This is a genomic window from Pedobacter planticolens, assembly GCF_014172375.1.
Classification (GTDB): domain Bacteria; phylum Bacteroidota; class Bacteroidia; order Sphingobacteriales; family Sphingobacteriaceae; genus Pedobacter; species Pedobacter planticolens.
The window spans coordinates 676,393-693,286 of record NZ_WNXD01000002.1 but is presented as its reverse complement, the minus strand read 5'-3'; the positions used below and the strand labels follow the sequence as shown (position 1 = coordinate 693,286).

18 protein-coding genes are annotated in these 16,894 nt (G+C 34.6%); 9 read left to right on the top strand and 9 right to left on the bottom strand.

Translation table 11 applies throughout. From position 1 onward, the window contains the following. Positions 1-688: 688 nt before the first annotated feature. Positions 689-1,126 (top strand): hypothetical protein, encoded by a 438-nt coding sequence (locus tag GM921_RS11670; protein WP_182922814.1) that lies wholly within the window; start codon positions 689-691, stop codon positions 1,124-1,126. Here GM921_RS11670 and GM921_RS11665 read toward each other — a convergent pair. Further along, entirely contained in the window at positions 1,123-2,055 is a 933-nt protein-coding gene (locus GM921_RS11665; RefSeq protein ID WP_182922813.1) for a hydrogen peroxide-inducible genes activator, read from the bottom strand. The two genes, GM921_RS11670 and GM921_RS11665, sit on opposite strands and share 4 nt — an antisense overlap. A gap of 179 nt (positions 2,056-2,234) precedes the next feature. Between GM921_RS11665 and trmB the strand changes: the two genes are divergently transcribed. Together trmB and GM921_RS11655 are read left to right on the top strand one after the other, a co-directional pair. Further along, positions 2,235-2,885: a tRNA (guanosine(46)-N7)-methyltransferase TrmB gene (trmB, locus tag GM921_RS11660; RefSeq protein WP_182922812.1), complete on the top strand. Its 651-nt coding sequence runs from the start codon at positions 2,235-2,237 to the stop codon at positions 2,883-2,885. Continuing rightward, complete coding sequence (locus GM921_RS11655) at positions 2,885-3,214, top strand: MGMT family protein (RefSeq protein ID WP_182922811.1); 330 nt, start codon at positions 2,885-2,887, stop codon at positions 3,212-3,214. The genes trmB and GM921_RS11655 overlap by 1 nt, the downstream gene beginning before the upstream one ends. Here the strand turns inward: GM921_RS11655 and GM921_RS11650 are convergent. After that, positions 3,211-3,561 carry a hypothetical protein gene (locus GM921_RS11650; protein WP_182922810.1) on the bottom strand — a complete coding sequence of 117 codons (351 nt, stop codon included), beginning with the start codon at positions 3,559-3,561 and terminating at the stop codon, positions 3,211-3,213. The genes GM921_RS11655 and GM921_RS11650 overlap by 4 nt on opposite strands. A gap of 48 nt (positions 3,562-3,609) precedes the next feature. Between GM921_RS11650 and GM921_RS11645 the strand changes: the two genes are divergently transcribed. Next, positions 3,610-3,963: a carboxymuconolactone decarboxylase family protein gene (locus tag GM921_RS11645; protein WP_182922809.1), complete on the top strand. Its 354-nt coding sequence runs from the start codon at positions 3,610-3,612 to the stop codon at positions 3,961-3,963. 140 nt (positions 3,964-4,103) lie between these two features. Beyond that, positions 4,104-4,661: a DNA-3-methyladenine glycosylase I gene (locus GM921_RS11640; protein ID WP_182922808.1), complete on the top strand. Its 558-nt coding sequence runs from the start codon at positions 4,104-4,106 to the stop codon at positions 4,659-4,661. A gap of 52 nt (positions 4,662-4,713) precedes the next feature. On the opposite strand, the gene GM921_RS11635 is transcribed toward GM921_RS11640, so the two are convergent. Beyond that, positions 4,714-5,382, bottom strand: a complete 669-nt coding sequence (locus GM921_RS11635) for a hypothetical protein (RefSeq protein WP_182922807.1) — start codon at positions 5,380-5,382, stop codon at positions 4,714-4,716. Between the two features lie 140 nt (positions 5,383-5,522). On the opposite strand from GM921_RS11635, the gene polA reads away from it, so the two are divergent. From polA to GM921_RS11615, 4 genes are all read left to right on the top strand, one after another. Next, positions 5,523-8,330, top strand: a complete 2,808-nt coding sequence (gene polA / locus GM921_RS11630; RefSeq protein ID WP_182922806.1) for a DNA polymerase I — start codon at positions 5,523-5,525, stop codon at positions 8,328-8,330. Between the two features lie 95 nt (positions 8,331-8,425). Next, the gene (locus GM921_RS11625; RefSeq protein ID WP_182922805.1) at positions 8,426-9,139 is read left to right on the top strand and encodes a zinc metalloprotease; all 714 of its coding nucleotides are present in this window, start codon (positions 8,426-8,428) and stop codon (positions 9,137-9,139) included. Positions 9,140-9,194: 55 nt separating this feature from the next. Further along, the gene (locus tag GM921_RS11620) at positions 9,195-10,067 is read left to right on the top strand and encodes an energy transducer TonB (protein WP_182922804.1); all 873 of its coding nucleotides are present in this window, start codon (positions 9,195-9,197) and stop codon (positions 10,065-10,067) included. 65 nt (positions 10,068-10,132) lie between these two features. Then, positions 10,133-10,762, top strand: coding sequence for a hypothetical protein (locus GM921_RS11615; protein ID WP_182923961.1), 630 nt, complete (start codon positions 10,133-10,135; stop codon positions 10,760-10,762). Between the two features lie 72 nt (positions 10,763-10,834). On the opposite strand, the gene GM921_RS11610 is transcribed toward GM921_RS11615, so the two are convergent. The 6 genes from GM921_RS11610 to GM921_RS11585 form a co-directional block, all read right to left on the bottom strand. Then, entirely contained in the window at positions 10,835-11,512 is a 678-nt protein-coding gene (locus GM921_RS11610; protein ID WP_182922803.1) for a metal-dependent hydrolase, read from the bottom strand. Between the two features lie 11 nt (positions 11,513-11,523). After that, the gene (locus tag GM921_RS11605) at positions 11,524-11,829 is read right to left on the bottom strand and encodes a YbaB/EbfC family nucleoid-associated protein (protein ID WP_182922802.1); all 306 of its coding nucleotides are present in this window, start codon (positions 11,827-11,829) and stop codon (positions 11,524-11,526) included. A gap of 44 nt (positions 11,830-11,873) precedes the next feature. Next, complete coding sequence (locus GM921_RS11600; protein WP_182922801.1) at positions 11,874-13,415, bottom strand: DUF4394 domain-containing protein; 1,542 nt, start codon at positions 13,413-13,415, stop codon at positions 11,874-11,876. Between the two features lie 109 nt (positions 13,416-13,524). Continuing rightward, positions 13,525-14,670 carry a M28 family metallopeptidase gene (locus tag GM921_RS11595; protein WP_182922800.1) on the bottom strand — a complete coding sequence of 382 codons (1,146 nt, stop codon included), beginning with the start codon at positions 14,668-14,670 and terminating at the stop codon, positions 13,525-13,527. A gap of 147 nt (positions 14,671-14,817) precedes the next feature. Beyond that, positions 14,818-15,741: a DUF6607 family protein gene (locus GM921_RS11590; RefSeq protein WP_182922799.1), complete on the bottom strand. Its 924-nt coding sequence runs from the start codon at positions 15,739-15,741 to the stop codon at positions 14,818-14,820. After that, complete coding sequence (locus tag GM921_RS11585) at positions 15,738-16,889, bottom strand: PepSY-associated TM helix domain-containing protein (protein ID WP_182922798.1); 1,152 nt, start codon at positions 16,887-16,889, stop codon at positions 15,738-15,740. Before GM921_RS11585 ends, GM921_RS11590 begins: the two co-directional genes overlap by 4 nt. Positions 16,890-16,894: the final 5 nt, after the last annotated feature.

The following is a 16,894-nucleotide window of genomic DNA, read 5'->3' as shown; positions in this document are numbered from 1 at the left end:
TGAGCTAGTCGAAGGATTTCTACTGTAATAGCGCTTCGATAAACTCAGCGTGACAGTAAGGGTAGGTAACGGAAAACAAAAAAGTATTTCCATTACAATAAGGTTTAGAGAACTCGGGGATGTACAATTATTTAGGATTATAAATCGTAAAAAGTATTTATATCTGTCGGTGAGATACCTGCAAATACGGAAATACAGAAAGAAGTCGCAACATCTAATATGAGATGCTAATGGTTCTGAGAAAGAATAATATCACATTCGTAACAGTTTAATTATTGGCTCAAGGTTATTTCGGGCTTCAGTCGCAGTTGGTTCGGGTTGAATTGTCACAAGCCCGAACCAAGTCCGACCTAACCCCGAACTAAGTCCGTCCCAACGGTTAATTTTTTAGCCTAATTTTACGACCCAATTGCTAAGAACAGCCGAAAGGAAGTCTACTATTTATAATAACATAAAAGGTATGGAAGCTTAGAATAATTCCATGTTTAAACTTATAATGATTTGAAAAGCTAGTTGCGGATTTCATTTGGTGAGACAGCAATCACTAGAATAACATTGTAAACTTGGATGCAGTAGTAGAACAATACTAAAAGATGAGATAGAAATACTAAAAGAGAGTTTTTAAGACTTTTGGATACCAAAATCTGCAAGCCTTATTTTTTTAATGATTATTTCTTAAATTTGAAACATGAAAAAATTAATTTTAATGATGATGTTGGTGCTAGGCACATTTTTTTCTAGCCAAGCTCAGAAAGTGCCAACTGCGGAAGAGATTGCTAAAAAGAATATCGAAGAGATAGATAAACGATTAAAATTAACTCCGACTCAGAAAAGTGTAATTTATAATTATACTTTTGATTTGGCGAAGGAACAATTGGCGCTTTACAAAAAGCAACAGGCAGGTACTTTTAAAGAGGAAGACGAAACGAAATTCTTTAAATTACAGAACGAAACCAACAAAAACATTAAAACCGTTTTAAAACCAGAACAGGTTATAGAGTACAACAAACTTACCGAAGAACGCTTAAGTGGTATCGATCCAAACAAGAAAAAAAGGAAACTTAAAAAAGGTGAAGAAGAAGAAAAAGTAGTAGGCATTGAGGGCCTTAAAACAGGTAATAACTAAATTCCAATTACATCTTTCTTTTTACGTTGCTTCATTGTTTTAGGAATAATTGCTAATATTTCTTCGCGTAAAGCATTCAACATTCTTTTTTTAATGAAGTTTTTGTGTGTAATTAAACTAATCTCACGTACAGGTTCTGGCGATTTAAAATAACGCACTTTATTGAGCTGTTTAGCGCTTAAATCAGCTAAAGCTAGCTCTGGTAACAACGTTGCGCCATCATTTACATCAACCATTCTAATTAGCGTTTCTACACTTCCAGTATTATAGGTTAACGATTGTAAACGATTATTTTTTGTAGAACGGCAAATGTTGAGCACCTGCGAACGCATACAATGTCCTTCGTTTAAAAGCCAAATATTCTCATCTTCTAAATCATCAGCGTCAATAGTTTTCTTTTTATAAAGTTTACTGTTTTTGCTAATATAGCTTACAAAATTTTCATAATATAAAGGCATTTCACTAATGTTAGCATCTACTAATGGCGTAGCCAAAATGCCACAATCAATCACGCCTGTTTTTAAATGATGAACAATATCTTCCGTGGTGTATTCCCAAATTAATAATTTTAAATCTGGATACTTTTCTAACATGGATGCAATAACTTCTGGCAATAAATAGGGGGCAATAGTTGGAATAATACCAATTTTTAATTCTCCAATTACATCTTGTTGCTGACTACTTATAATCTCTTTTATTTTTTTGTTTTCTTGTAAAACAATACGTGCTTGAGCAATAATTTGTGCGCCAATTTCTGTGGGAATAACAGGCTGCTTGCTTCTATCGAATAGTTTAACATTTAAAAACTCCTCAAGCTTTTGCACTTGCATACTTAATGTAGGTTGGGTTACAAAACATTTATCAGCTGCGCTAACAAAACTGCGATACGTGTCTACAGCTACAATATATTCGAGTTGAACTAATGTCATATAGTTAAAATTGATTATTAAATATAAATATATCAATTTTGATGATACTATCAAAACCCCCATTATTTATTGTTGTTAAATGTCATTTGTGCCCAGCAATATTACAATGAAGCAATAAAACAGTTGAGCCAATTACTATTGCTAATTAAATCTTACTTTTGTGTTTTAAGAATTTAAGCGTGGGTAAAGATAAATTAAGGAAATTCGCAGAGATAGATACCTTTCCAAATGTATATCAATTGCATTTAGGTAAAGTAATGCAAGGAAAATGGGCTTCAGATCATTTTAAAAACGATAATCCAGTTGTATTAGAGTTGGCTTGTGGTAAAGGCGAATACGCAGTAAACTTGGCAAAACTTTTCCCTGAAAAGAATTTTGTTGGTGTAGATTTAAAAGGAAATAGAATTTGGCGTGGGGCAAGAACTGGCGTAGATGAAGGCATTCAAAATTTAGCTTTTCTTCGTATTCAGATTGAAGATATTTTGGAATATTTTGCGCCTGGAGAAATTGATGAAATCTGGATTACATTTGCAGATCCACAACCACAAGAAAGTAGAGAGAAAAAACGACTAACTTTTCCAGGGTTTTTAGATAAATACAAAATTCTATTAAAACCAGGTGGCAAAATGAATTTAAAAACCGATAACGATGGTTTGTATGCCTACACCTGCGAAAAAGTGGCGGAATTAAATCTAATTACACATAAAAATACGGCTCATTTATATCAATCTGAGTTTGCAGATGAAGTTTTATCCATCAAAACACATTACGAAAGAATATATTTAAAATACGATAAAAACATCAATTATATTCAATTTTCATTTAGCTAATGGAAGCATCATTTTATGAACAAGTATTTGAAATTGCTCGTTTAGTTCCGAAAGGCAGGGTTACATCTTATGGTGCAATTGCTAAAGCTTTAGGCGCTGGTGGTTCGGCTCGTATGGTGGGTTATGCAATGAGTAATGCAGGAATTGCACAGCCAAAAGTACCTGCACATCGAATAGTTAATAGCAGCGGATTGTTAACTGGGAAATTCCATTTTTCACCACCAGAATTAATGCAACAACTGTTGGAACAAGAAGGTGTAAAAGTAGTAAACGATAAAATAAAAGACTTTAAAAAGGTATTTTGGAATCCTTTAGAAGAAATTATTTAACTAGTTTTTGCTTTGTAATCGGTTAGCATAAATACAACAAATATAGCTACGGATAAGCCAGCGTAATAAAAATGATCTACTTTATACTTACTAAAAACAGTAAGAGCAAGTACAGCTAAGGTAAAACTTACTACAAGTTCAATAAATCCATGAACGGGAAATGGAACTAGTTTTACTGCGCCACCTCTAAAAACGGTAAGTAGTGTTAGCAAAAAATGAATACCACCAAGTACCATTGAAAAGATTGCGGCAGTAGTTGATAAACCGATTATATTTGGTGCAACAATTAAAAACAGAGCAACAACATAATCTAAAACAGCGTGAACTTTGGGAGAGATAATTTTCATGATTGATTAGGGATTGAGTTCTTGAAATTACAAAAAATACAATTCAATATGGGAAAATTAGTAGAAGAATTTAACAGCTATCGTACAAAAATGAACGATAGAATTATGGAGACATCCAATACAAATATTAAACGGTTTTTCGCTTTAGACACAACAACTTATGCCGATGGCGCTTTAAATGTAAAAACTAAAGAAATGCTAGGTTTAGTAGCATCTATGGTATTGCGTTGTGATGATTGCATTAAATATCATTTAGAAAAATGTTATAACGAAGGTGTTAACGATGCAGAAATGAATGAGGTTTTTATGATTGCAAATTTGGTTGGAGGCTCAATCGTTATTCCTCATTATAGAAGAGCTGTTGAATATTGGGATGAACTATCAAGTAGTCTAGAGTCTTAAGTCAATAGTCTATTCATTTTCGTCATTGCGAGGCACGAAGCAATCTCCTTTAACAGATTGTCAACATGAAGGAGTTTGCTTCGTGCCTCGCAATGACGATGTTTTTAATAAAATTGGTATAAATAAAAATCTTGTCGAATATGGAAAACCTAAAACGCTGTCGCTGGTGCGGTACAGACGAACTTTACATCAACTATCATGATAATGAATGGGGGAAACCTGTTTTTGATGATAAAATATTATTCGAATTTTTGATTTTAGAAGGTGCACAAGCGGGTTTAAGCTGGATTACCATTTTACGACGAAGAGAAGGGTATAGAAAAGCATTTGCCAATTTTGATGTACAGAAAGTTGGAGCTTTTACAGAAGCTGATGTAGAACGATTAATGCAAGATGAAGGAATTATTCGTAACCGATTAAAAATTAATTCTACCATAAAAAACGCACAACTGTTTATCGCATTGCAAAAAGAATTTGGTTCTTTTGCAGATTATATTTGGGCATATTTACCTAATAAAAAGCCAATTGTTAACGATTTTAAAAACGGAGGTATTCCTGTAAGTACCGAAATTTCTGACGCGATTGCAAAAGACATGAAAAAAAGAGGTTTCAAGTTTTTCGGAACAACTATTTGTTATGCTTTTATGCAAGCCACAGGAATGGTAAACGACCATGTAATTGGCTGTATATCTAGATAAATTATTTTTACACCAATACTCCCTCTCCTTAAGGAGAGGGTTGGGGGTGAGGTTATTTTTTTCCAGAAGAATTATAAGCCTTAACATAAGCAGCCAAATTTTTCGCATCAAAACTTTCTGTTGCTTTTATGCTTTCAGCTAAATCTTCATCATTAGTTAGTTTCTGTAGCAATATGGTTTTTACAGCATTGCTATTATCCAAATTAACTTCTTGCATTGGTCCAGTTCCTGGTTTTTCTAAGAAATAACTTATCTTTCCTTTTGGGCTAGTACTTGCCTGATCGTCATTTCTTCGGCCACCGCCGCCAATCGTAATACCACCACCAATTCCACCACCAAAACCTCCGCTACCAATACCAACACCAAATGATGGTCTAACTTTTACTTTAGGCTGTGGCGCTTGTGCAACCACTCCTTTATCGCCGTAAGAATATAAATTTACAGCACCCGTTTCAAGCACTTTAAAAAAGCGGAATTCCATTTTCTTTTTAATCACAATGGGTTTGCTCGCGTAAGTTTCACCATTCCATACAAAAGATTGAATATCCTTTGCCTGATATTCAGCAATAGTTTGATCGTCTTGCATAATAGCAACTGAGCTAAAATTTGTGCCTTTTATTACGCCACGAACAAAATTCCCTTCGCTAATTAAAACTGCATCTTGTGCAAATAACTTAGCACTAAAAAGGAGAAATACGAACAAAAATTTAAATGCTTTCATACGCACAAATAACGTAAATTTTCTGGTCTTGTTGCATCATTTGAGTAAAGAATAAGGAGCAGAGAATAAAGATACATAGAGAAAAATAAAATCTAAATACCATTATCAAATTTGGTGGCTATTATTAACTTTACACTATCATGGATAATAAAAAACTTTTCCTTTTAGATGGGATGGCGTTAATTTACAGAGCGCATTTTGCATTGGGTAAAAACCCTCGTTTTACCTCAACAGGTATAAATACATCGGCTGTTATGGGTTTTGCGAACACGCTGATGGAGGTATTAAAGAAGGAAAAACCCTCTCATATTGCAGTAGTTTTTGATACCGCTGCACCAACTGAAAGACATACAGATTATGAAGCTTATAAAGCACATCGTGAGGCAATGCCAGAAGATTTATCTAAAGCATTACCCTACGTTTTTAAGCTGATAGAGGGATTTAATATTCCAGTAATTACCAAAGATGGCTTTGAGGCTGATGATATTATTGGAACCATGGCAAAACAAGCCGAAAAACAAGGTTTTAAGGTGTATTGTATGACGCCCGATAAAGATTTTGCACAACTCGTATCAGAAAATATTTTCATTTACAAACCTGCTCGTATGGGTAATGAAATGGAAATTTTAGGCGTAAAAGAAATTTTAGCCAAATGGGAAATTGAAAATGTACTGCAAGTTATAGATATTTTAGGTCTTTGGGGCGATGCTGTAGATAACATCCCAGGCATCCCAGGTATTGGAGAAAAAACTGCGAAATTGTTAATTAAACAATACGGCAGCATGGAAAATATCATTGCAAATAGCCATGAATTAAAAGGTAAACAGCGTGAAAATGTAGAGAATTTTGCAGCGCAAGGTTTAGTTTCTAAAAAACTAGCCACGATAATTTTAAATGTACCTGTTGAGTTTAATGAAGAAACATTACTAGTTGAAGAACCAAGTAGAGAATTATTAGAGCCATTATTTGCCGAACTAGAGTTTAGAACCATCGGTAAACGTGTTTTTGGAGAAGAATTTAGTGTAAACGATGCAAAAAACACAAGTCAGCAAAAAGATTTATTTGGTAATGATGTAGAAACAAAACGTAAAGAAGTTATAGAACAACCTTCGCTATTTGATACTCCAATTGATGCAAAAAATATTGATAATACACCGCATCAGTATTTTTTAATAGATAATCCCGTAAAGCGGAAAGAATTAATTGACGTTTTACTAAAACAACCAAGCATTTCTTTTGATACCGAAACTACTGGAACTGATGCTAATTTAGCCGATTTAGTAGGTTTATCATTCTCTATAAAAGCTGGTGAAGGCTATTATATTCCGTTGCCAGAAGATAGAGCCGCAACGCAAAGCATACTTGATGAGTTTAGGGTTGTGTTAGAAAACGAAAACATTGGCAAGATTGGGCAGAATATCAAATACGATATGTTGGTACTAAAATGGTATGATGTTCACATCAAAGGGAAATTATTCGATACCATGTTGGCTCATTATTTAATCGATCCAGATACACGTCATGGCATGGATGTTTTGTCTGAAAATTATTTGGGCTATACACCAATCTCCATCACCACTTTAATTGGCGCTAAAGGTAAAGCACAAGGAAATATGCGTGATGTACCCGTAGAAAATGTGGTAGATTATGCCTCGGAAGATGCCGATGTAACCCTACAATTGTCAACTATTTTCGAGCCGATGCTGAAGGATAGAAATGCAACAAAATTGGCCGAAGAAATTGAAAATCCCTTAGTGTATGTATTGGCTGATATTGAAAAAGAAGGCGTTAAAATCGATATCGACACTTTAAATGCGTATTCAATTGAGCTACAGATAGAAATTACCAAAGCAGAGCAAAGTGTTTATGAAAAAGCAGGGCTGAAGTTTAATTTAGCATCGCCAAAGCAATTGGGGGAAGTATTATTCGATCATTTAAAACTAGATCCGAAAGCTAAAAAAACCAAAACTGGTCAATATCAAACTGGAGAAGATGTGTTGACTTTGCTCGCTCATAAAAGCGATATTGTTCAGAATATTTTAGATTTCCGCCAGTTACAAAAACTAAAATCAACCTATGTTGATGCGTTGCCTTTACTAGTAAATCCTAAAACTGGACGGGTGCACACCTCATACAATCAGGCAGTTGCCGCAACAGGAAGGTTAAGTTCTAACAACCCGAATTTGCAAAATATTCCTATCCGTACAGAGCGAGGACGAGAAGTTAGGAAAGCCTTTATTGCTAGAGATGAAGACCATATTTTGTTATCGGCCGATTATTCTCAAATTGAATTGCGCATTATCGCGGAGATCAGTAAAGAAGAAAACATGCTTGATGCATTTAGTAAAGGCATTGATATTCATACTGCAACAGCAGCAAAGGTTTACGGAATTGCTATCGAAGATGTAGATTCTACTCAACGTAGAAATGCAAAAGCGGTAAATTTTGGTATTATTTACGGTCAGTCGGCATTTGGTTTATCGCAAAATCTAAACATCCCACGTAAAGAAGCGGCAGAAATAATTGAACAATATTTTACGCAATATCCGGGTATTAAACGTTACATGAGCGATACCATGCATTTTGCTCGTGAAAATGGATTTGTAGAAACCATAATGGGCAGAAGAAGGTATTTAAGAGATATTAATTCGGCAAACCAAACGGTTAGAGGTTACGCAGAGCGAAATGCGATTAATGCGCCAATACAAGGTTCGGCAGCAGATTTAATTAAAATTGCGATGATTAACATTCATAAAGATATGCAAGAACAGAAGTTGGGTTCTAAAATGACTATGCAAGTGCATGATGAGCTAGTTTTTGATGTGTTGAAAACTGAAGTCGAGCAAATGAAAGCCATCATTACGCATAGAATGAAAACTGCAATTAAAACGCAAGTGCCGATAGAAATTGAAATAGGTGAAGGTCATAATTGGTTAGCAGCGCATTAAATTTTATAGTTTAAAACAAACTATTTTCTCAAATATTAGGTTTAATAAATAGTCTTCTAAATGTAGCGCTTCCTTATTAACCTAATATTTGACTTATGAAAAATTTATTTAGACTAGCTATTTTATCTTATTTATTGATTTTTGCTACTTCTTGTTCGAAAGATAAAGATACAGACCCAATTGAAACACTAAATTTTACTGGCGTTAATACAAAAGCAGCAAATTTAACGATAAGGGTAATTTATCTCGTGCCCAGTGATAGGAGCTTGAAAAAGATTTACATTGACGGTGCTAAGAATTGTATTACGCAATTAACCACATGGTATAAAGGCGCTTTAGGATCTAACAAAACTTTTCATATCAACAATGACTTCATTGTAGAAACTATTCAAAGTTCACATAATGCCGCTTGGTTTAATGCAAATAATGGAACGAGCGGCGACAATGCAGATTACTATTTTTATCAAAATACAAAGAATGATATCAAATCTTTATTAGGAGCTTCTTATAACGAAACAAACTTTACGTATTTGGTGTATGTAGATGCACAAGGCAAAACTGGTGCTGGTGCTTTAAGCTTTACTGCAATGCCAGAAACTGATTTATTAGGATTAACAGGGCAAATGACAGAAGGTGTACCCCGCTGGATTGGAGGTGCAGGTCATGAACTTGGCCATGCATTTGGACTACCTCACCCCGATAATCAAAATGCAAATGCATTAATGTGGACTGGTTACACCTTGTACCCGAATTGTATTTTGCAAGACAATGATAAAGCTATTCTAAATGGCAATAAATTTTTTTATTAATATAGCTTAGTCTAATTTAAATATTCCTGCTAAATTTAAGATAAAATACTATCCAATGAAAAAGCATGTTTTTTTAATAGCGCTAGTTTTTGTTTGTTCTTGCGTTTTTGCACAGCAAGATACTACCACAGTTTATTCAGCTCCAGGGTATTCGAAAGATCCATTGCGCTCTAAATGGAAAAAGACTATTGAACAAAAAGACAGTTTATGGGTGGTAAATTTTTACGATAAAAAGGATATTTTACAAGAGAAAATCAGCTTTGCCGATAAAAAACTAGAGATAAGAAAAGGACCGTATGATTTTTACGATAACGGTAATTTAAAAGAAGAAGGTAATTATGAGAGGGGATATCAGAATGGAACATGGAAAAAATACTATCCAAATAAGCAATTAGCTGAAAATGCCAATTATACATGGGGCAATTTACATGGCATTTTTAAATCCTACTGGGATAATAATCAATTAAAAAAGGAAGGAAAATATTTCCGAGGTAAAAAGATAGGTGTTTGGAGATTGTTTTATCCAGATGGAAAACCCGCACTTAAAGAAAGATATACAGAACAAGGTGAATTAATTGATGGTGTATATTTTGATAAAGAAGGTAAAAGTGTGAATAGTATTTCCGTTATACAGCCGCCAAGTTATCCTGGGGGAATGCAGGCTTTTAATCGGTTTTTAGGTAAAGCAATAAGATATCCAGCAAATGCTGTAAAAAATAAAATTGAAGGAACTGTGAAATTAGAATTTACAGTAATGAAAGATGGCAAAATAGATGATATTAAGGTAAAGGAAAGTCCAGGTGCTGAACTAAGTAGGGAAGCTGTAAAAGTTTTAAATGCTTCAACAAATTGGATTTCTGCTAAGGAATTAGGAGAGCCTGTAAATATGCGATATATGGTGCCAATTAAATTTTCACTTCATGATTAGTTTTATTAACTTCATATAATCTTCATTTTAAAAGGGGAATTTACATCAATAAAAAAACGAAAAACATGAAAAAATTATTAAGTTTTATTGTAATCGCGGTACTTGGTATAAGTACTACTTTTGCACAAACAGCAGCTCCAGCAACTAAAGCTGCGGCAAAGAAAACTGTTTCAAAAGCTAAAAAAGCAAAGGCAGATGAGGCAAAAGCGCCAGAAGTAAAAACTGCTGCAAAAGCCAAAAAAGAGGCGAATGCTGCACCAGCTGCAGCTAAAGCTAAAGCAACTAAAGCTAAAGCAGATGTTGCTGCCCCAGCAGTGGCAAAAGCTGAAGCTAAAACAACTAAAGCTGCAAAAACTGCAACACCAGCTGTAGCAGCAAACGGTGTACGTCTTAAAAAAGATGGTACTGTAGATAAACGTTATGCGGCTAAAGCAACGGTGCCAGCTACAGCGGCTCCTGCAGCAAAAGCTGCCACAGCGGCAACACCAGCACCTGCTAAAAAAGAAGTTAAAAAAGTAGCTGCAGCGGCAGCGCCTACTACTGCAGCAAATGGTGTGCGTCTTAAAAAAGATGGTACAGTAGATAAACGTTATAAAGCTGGCGCAGCTTCATCAGCACCAGGCCCGCTTAAAAAAGATGGAACTCCTGATATGCGTTATAAAGTAAATAAAGAAGCGGCAGCAAAGAAAAACTAAGTCATAACTAGTTTTATTAAAAAAAGCCCTCCTGATTTTTAATCAGGAGGGCTTTTTAATTTAGGTGGGGTTTTATAAACCTATAGTTTCGCCAATAGCTGGCAAGAGTAATATTTTTTGTGCTCGTTTAAAACTTTCCACAGCAAGATGAGAATCAATTTCTATTACAGGGAAAGTATCATAATGTACACCAATAATTTTATTGCAGTTTATATAGTTTGAGGCAATAACTGCATCGTCAACATCCATTGTGTAATTACCTCCGATAGGTAAAATAGCGTAATCTAACTTGTAGAGTTCAGCCAATAATTTCATTTCTATGGTTAAGCCAGTGTCGCCAGCAAAATAAATTTGTTTATGATCTAATTCTAATACAAAACCAGCAGGATTTCCGCCATAACTTCCATCGGGTAACCCAGCAGAATGTGTAGCCCAAACCATGCGCACTGTTCCAAAATCAAAAGTGTGTTTGCCAAAATTCATGGGATGTACATTTTCAATTCCTTGTTTCATTACCCAACCAATTACCTCTGGTATGGCAATAACTTGAGCTTTTGTTTGCTTTGCAAGCGCAATTAAATCGCCTACATGATCGCCATGCCCATGACTTACTAAAATATAATCTGCTTCAATTTTTGTAATATCGATTTTACTAGCCAAAGGATTTGAGCTAATGAAAGGATCAAATAAGAATTTTTTGCTCTCCGTTTCTAACAAGAAACAAGATTGTCCGTAATACGTATATTTCATTTCAACTAATTTTATCCGCCAAACATACCACCAAGTCCACCTAGCATATCTTTGGTAGCAGCCTGCATTTCTGTAGCACTAACTTGGTCTGCTTGTGATAACGCTTTATTTATTGCCGTTAATAAAAGTTCTTCGACTTCTTCTCTGTCGGCATTTTTATAAAATTCTTCGTCAATTTCTACAGAAGTGATGGCTTTATTAGCGGTTGCTGTAACGCGAATTGCACCACCTTCAACTTCGCCAAATACCGAAATTGTATCTAATCGTTTTTTAATTTCATCTGCTTTTTGCTGAGCAGCCATTAATTTATCAAACATGATTTTTAGTTTTTAATATAAGTGGAAAATAAGGGGAATTGTTTTTAAAATCTTAAACCTAAGGTAAAAGCGGTAACTGTTTTGCTAAAATCTCTTTGAGAAGTAGCGGCGCCAGTCAATAAATTAATACTGTAAACTTTACTCACCCCAGCAACAGATAATATGGCGTAACCTGTATCTCCAGTACCAGCGCTAATAATGTCAAAACCATTTGAACCTTCTACGTCTATAGATAAATCTCCAATTGCAGTTAAAGTGCCAAGATTAGCATCTTGACTATATAATTTATTGCCAGTATAATCCATCACATAGAGTTTTGTGGTAGTCGCACCCACAAAATTACTGCTATACGCTGCGGCGCTTAAAGTTGCTGTAGCTGGGTTAATAGTTGCATCAACATTTACTGCGGCAGTTGTAGGGTTTATTCTTAAATTTTGCCCAGTATTGCTTACTACGCGAATAATATCTTCTACAGGATTAAAATCAAAACCAAAATTTACACCCGATAAGGCTGGGGATAAAGTTCCTGTGCCAACTTGGGTAAATGCTCCGGAACCCATATTTATAGTGTATAAGCGACCAGTACTTCCTAAAGCGTAAATCTGTCCATTTAGCGGTCTCATATCCATACCTAAAACAGTCTCGCCAGTTTGTAGACCTGTAATTAGCTTACTTACAGCTGCATCTGCAGTTAACGGATTAAAAATTAATAAACTGCTTTGGTTACTTGTTGCATCAAAAGTTACCGCATATGCAGCAGGGTTTGCAGGTATAGCAATGCCTTGTATCGCAGTTCCTATTGGGAATTTGCCAGATAATTTGGCTTTGCCAGTAGATAAATCAACAGTAAATAATTTAGTGCTATCACCTGTTTTTCCGACTGCTAAAACACTACTATTACTTGGAGAAATATCAAAACTTACACTACTACCAAAATCAAGTTCAAGATTACCAATTTTGGACAAAACGCCATCATTTGGTGAATCTTGTTTGTATAGTGTTTTAGCTGTCGGGTCAATATCATATAAAGTAGTTGTTGCTGCCCCAGCGATGCTATTTATATAAGCTACGCCTGAAATTGAACCACTACTAATTGCAGTTCCTGTGGCTACTACAACTCCAGTTTCTGGATTTAAACTTAAATTTTGACCTGTATTGCTTATAATTCTAATTCTATCTTCTGCCGGATTAAAATCTAAACTCACGGTAGTTCCAGTTAAAGCAGGCGTAAAAGCCGTACTTGAAACCACTCTTGCAATGCCAGAAATCACATTAATAATATAAAGTTTACTCGCATTCGTTACGCCGTATAATTCGCCAGTTGCAGGTCTAAAATCAATGCTTACTAATTTTTCTGAAGTCCCAAGACCTGTAATAGCGATTTTAGAAAGCTGAGTTTTAACATTTTTCGCATTAAATTTTAGCAAACTGTTATCAGATAATGCATAAAACTCTTGATCTGGACCAAAAAGAGGTAAGTTTTCTATAGTTTCCTCTTTTTTACAAGAGATTATCATGAGTATAAATAGCATGATATACCCAAATTTATGTAGTGATTTACCTCTTAAAGCGAAAAATTTCATCATACTTGTTTAGCGTTTGCTTATTCTAAAACGAATTTTATATAGTTATAGTTTTAAGCACAAGATAAGCTTAAAATTTCAGTTATGCTTTGTTGGCTTTAACATGTTTATCCTAGTTCATTAATCCTTTATTAAAACCAACAAATAGCTTAAATAAGTTTTCATAAACGGTAAAAGGCAATGTTTCTGGTTTATCGAAAACATCATGATAGGCAGAGATTCCACCTTGTGTATACAGGAAAAAAGCAGGAACTCCTTTTTCTGTAAAAAAATAATGATCACTATTCGCAGCTTTTCCTCGAGGATTTATTTTAACCAAAAGCTTATTTGCATCGTTTACCCGATTTAGCAAAGCAAACTCTTTAGGATATTGCGTTGCGTTTACCACTGTTGCGCCGGCTTCTCCTGTGCCAACCATATCCACATTAATTAAAAACCTTATTTTTTGTAAATCGATTAATGGATTTTCGGTAAAATATTTCGAGCCTAAAATGCCAGCTTCTTCTCCTGCAAAGCAGATAAATGCGATGGTATATTTTTGCGGATTTTCCGTATAATATTTAGCTAAACTCAGTAAAAATGAAACTCCGCTTGCATTATCATTTGCGCCAGGGAAATAGGTTTTTTTGCCCATTCCACCTAAATGATCGTAATGTGCGGTAATTAAAATAACTGAATCAGGTTTGGTTGTTCCTTTAACTACAGCGCAAATATTAGCCGCTTTAAATTCTGGCACAAAAACATTTTCGATAGTAGTTTCTATACTTTTTGGGATTTCAGTAAGCACAGATTTTTTGATTAAAATTTCCGTGTAATCGTTTATTTTTTGTGATACAGACCAAGTCAATTTATCTTTTAAATTAACTAGTATTCTATCTTTATCATCTAAAAAATTAACACTATCTTTTTGTGCTAAATCTGCTTTTGCTTTTACACCAGCACTTGCTTGTCCAACTATAAAATCTTCTCCAGGAATTAGCTTTTTGCCGTTAATTTTCAGCTCCATTTTCCCTGGAAAAGTATTTACAGAAAATGAAAATGATTGTTTAAAATCTTTTCCATCCATAGGTTTTAAGCCAAAAGACTTGAACTGATTTTCTATGAAGTCTGCTGCTTTACTCATTCCGTTTTTAGTGTAACCTCTACCCCAAAACTCTTTTGAGGTAAGTGTATTTAAGGTTTTACGAGCATAATTTAAATCTTGAGCATAACTATTTAAACTGGTTAAGAAGATTAAAAGCAGTATGATTTTTCTCATAAAGTGATTGTCGCAAATAATTTTGTTTAGCAATATAATAAATGGTTGGCAAACGGTAAACTCAAACATAGAAAAGCCGCAGATGCGCAGATTTTTCTTATCCTCAAGTAATCTGCAAATCTGCGGCTTATGTTTTCTAAACGTGATTTAGCCCGCTTTTGCTAAATAGGAATCAATCACTTTTTTGATGCTCTCTTTATTTTTAGCAGAACTCCAGTTTTCCTTTGCCGATTGATCTCCAAGTGCAAAAAACTGTTCATATAATAGTTTGTCATCAACTTTTGGAACTAGTTTAAGGTAATTGTTTTCTGCAAAAACTACATCCCAAGTTTCACGAGCATCTTTCCAAAACGCTTGTTGTTGTTTCCACCAAGTTTGCGCATAACCAAAAGATTTAGGATCGGTTTTAATAAACTCCTCCATACCTTTTTCCATTGCCAAAAGTTTATCGCCAGTTTCAGAGCGAATGATTTTTTTATTGTCTTGTTCAAACATCCAGCCATTTGCTGTTAGGTAAAGATTGTTGCCACGATTTAACACATTGTAATCGTTACGTTCAGTATTTTCTCTACGTGGAAGCGGAGAATCTGTAGTACTTTGCCATTGATGTCTACCATCAACATGCACCCAAGTTCCTATGGCTTGGTAACGCGGACTATCATCAACTTGGAAAACTTTTTGTGTCCATTTTCCTTTCACGGCATTTGCAGAAAGTGTTACTTTTTTCCACGCATTATCTTTGTCGTAAGCTAATATTTGAGTGTCTTCATAAGTCCAATCTTCTCTCCAATGTTTAATAATCATGCTATCTCCTCTCATAACCAATAAATGTTGAATGACAATTTTTTTAGGAGAATCTTCTAAAATGATAGCGATTTCTTTAGCCGAAGAACGATGTCTTTCATGAAATTTATAATCATCATCTGGAGAAAAAGTTTCTGCATAATTAAAAGTTACTTTGTAAAACCCAGCCAAAGCTTTAATCGCTTCGCGATCCTGTTCTATTTTAGTTTGGGCATTAATGCTTGATGCAAAAAGCAATAAGGCAAATAATAAGGTTAGTTTTTTCATTTTATATTGAGTTTAGTTTTTTTCTTTCTACCAAGCCAAATTAGTATTCCAGTAACGGGCATACTTGCAGCAATTAAACTGGCAAAAAATGCCATAATTTTTCCAGGCAAACCAACAATAGCCCCAACGTGGATATCGTAATTCATTCGAGAAATTTTATCAGCTGTGCTGGCATTCGCTAATTTGCCAAATAGGTGTTTTACTTCAATTTCTTTTAATGTATGCTGATCAAAATAGTAGTAATCAGCTTTCCAATACGTTTCTGGATCTGGGTTTTTAGCAATTTCTATTGATGCTTTTTCATTTTCAGGAACATGAACATCTAAACTTCCTTTAAACGATGGGTCTTCTTTTACAAAGCGAGCCCAAAGTTGATCAGCCGCTGCTGCATTTAAACTTAAAGCAGAAATTTTAGTGGTATCAGAAAAAGTTTCTTCGTAATTCTTAATTGCTTCCCCTCCAGAACTTAGCCAATAAACAGATTTTGCAAACCATTGAAAACCCATTACCATTCCCGATAAGGCAATGAAAATAACGATGAAAGACATATAAAAACCTAATACATTATGTAAATCATAATTAAGCCTTCGCCATTTTGATTTTAACTTTACACTAAATCGTTGCTTTCTTGCAGCTTTACTTTTTGGCCACCATAAAACTAATCCTGATATTAATAAAATAACAAATAACATAGTTGCCGTTGTTAATATCGGCTGACCAATTTCTGGAGGTAACCACAAATAGTAATGTCCCATAATTACAATTCTGAAGAAATCTTCACTCATGTCCTTAACTTTTACTACTTCGCCAGTGTATTGGTTTACAAAAACGATGTAATAATATTCGGGTTCGCCATTATAATAAACTACTTGAGTTGTTCTTCTGGGCTGATAATTAATGCTATGTGCTTTTTTGTTAGGGAGTGCTTTATCTGCAACTTCCTTTAATTTTGTAGGCGGTAATAAGGCTTTGTCTTGTACTTCCGTAAAACGATACGTTTGTACTGCATCTTCAATTTCTCTTTCGAAAGCTAAAATACAACCGGTTATGCCTAAAAAACACACAAATAGCCCAGAAATTAATCCGAGCCACAAGTGTATTCTACCTATCCAATATTTAAAACTTTTCGTTTTTTTCTTTTCTGGCATAAAAT

Coding starts and splice junctions, on each gene's coding strand:
- GM921_RS11670 (WP_182922814.1), top strand. CDS start 689: ATGAAAAAATTAATTTTAATGATGATGTTGGTGCTAGGCACATTTTTT.
- GM921_RS11665 (WP_182922813.1), bottom strand. CDS start 2,055: ATGACATTAGTTCAACTCGAATATATTGTAGCTGTAGACACGTATCGC.
- GM921_RS11655 (WP_182922811.1), top strand. CDS start 2,885: ATGGAAGCATCATTTTATGAACAAGTATTTGAAATTGCTCGTTTAGTT.
- GM921_RS11650 (WP_182922810.1), bottom strand. CDS start 3,561: ATGAAAATTATCTCTCCCAAAGTTCACGCTGTTTTAGATTATGTTGTT.
- GM921_RS11645 (WP_182922809.1), top strand. CDS start 3,610: ATGGGAAAATTAGTAGAAGAATTTAACAGCTATCGTACAAAAATGAAC.
- GM921_RS11640 (WP_182922808.1), top strand. CDS start 4,104: ATGGAAAACCTAAAACGCTGTCGCTGGTGCGGTACAGACGAACTTTAC.
- GM921_RS11635 (WP_182922807.1), bottom strand. CDS start 5,382: ATGAAAGCATTTAAATTTTTGTTCGTATTTCTCCTTTTTAGTGCTAAG.
- polA (WP_182922806.1), top strand. CDS start 5,523: ATGGATAATAAAAAACTTTTCCTTTTAGATGGGATGGCGTTAATTTAC.
- GM921_RS11625 (WP_182922805.1), top strand. CDS start 8,426: ATGAAAAATTTATTTAGACTAGCTATTTTATCTTATTTATTGATTTTT.
- GM921_RS11620 (WP_182922804.1), top strand. CDS start 9,195: ATGAAAAAGCATGTTTTTTTAATAGCGCTAGTTTTTGTTTGTTCTTGC.
- GM921_RS11615 (WP_182923961.1), top strand. CDS start 10,133: ATGAAAAAATTATTAAGTTTTATTGTAATCGCGGTACTTGGTATAAGT.
- GM921_RS11610 (WP_182922803.1), bottom strand. CDS start 11,512: ATGAAATATACGTATTACGGACAATCTTGTTTCTTGTTAGAAACGGAG.
- GM921_RS11605 (WP_182922802.1), bottom strand. CDS start 11,829: ATGTTTGATAAATTAATGGCTGCTCAGCAAAAAGCAGATGAAATTAAA.
- GM921_RS11600 (WP_182922801.1), bottom strand. CDS start 13,415: ATGATGAAATTTTTCGCTTTAAGAGGTAAATCACTACATAAATTTGGG.
- GM921_RS11595 (WP_182922800.1), bottom strand. CDS start 14,670: ATGAGAAAAATCATACTGCTTTTAATCTTCTTAACCAGTTTAAATAGT.
- GM921_RS11590 (WP_182922799.1), bottom strand. CDS start 15,741: ATGAAAAAACTAACCTTATTATTTGCCTTATTGCTTTTTGCATCAAGC.
- GM921_RS11585 (WP_182922798.1), bottom strand. CDS start 16,889: ATGCCAGAAAAGAAAAAAACGAAAAGTTTTAAATATTGGATAGGTAGA.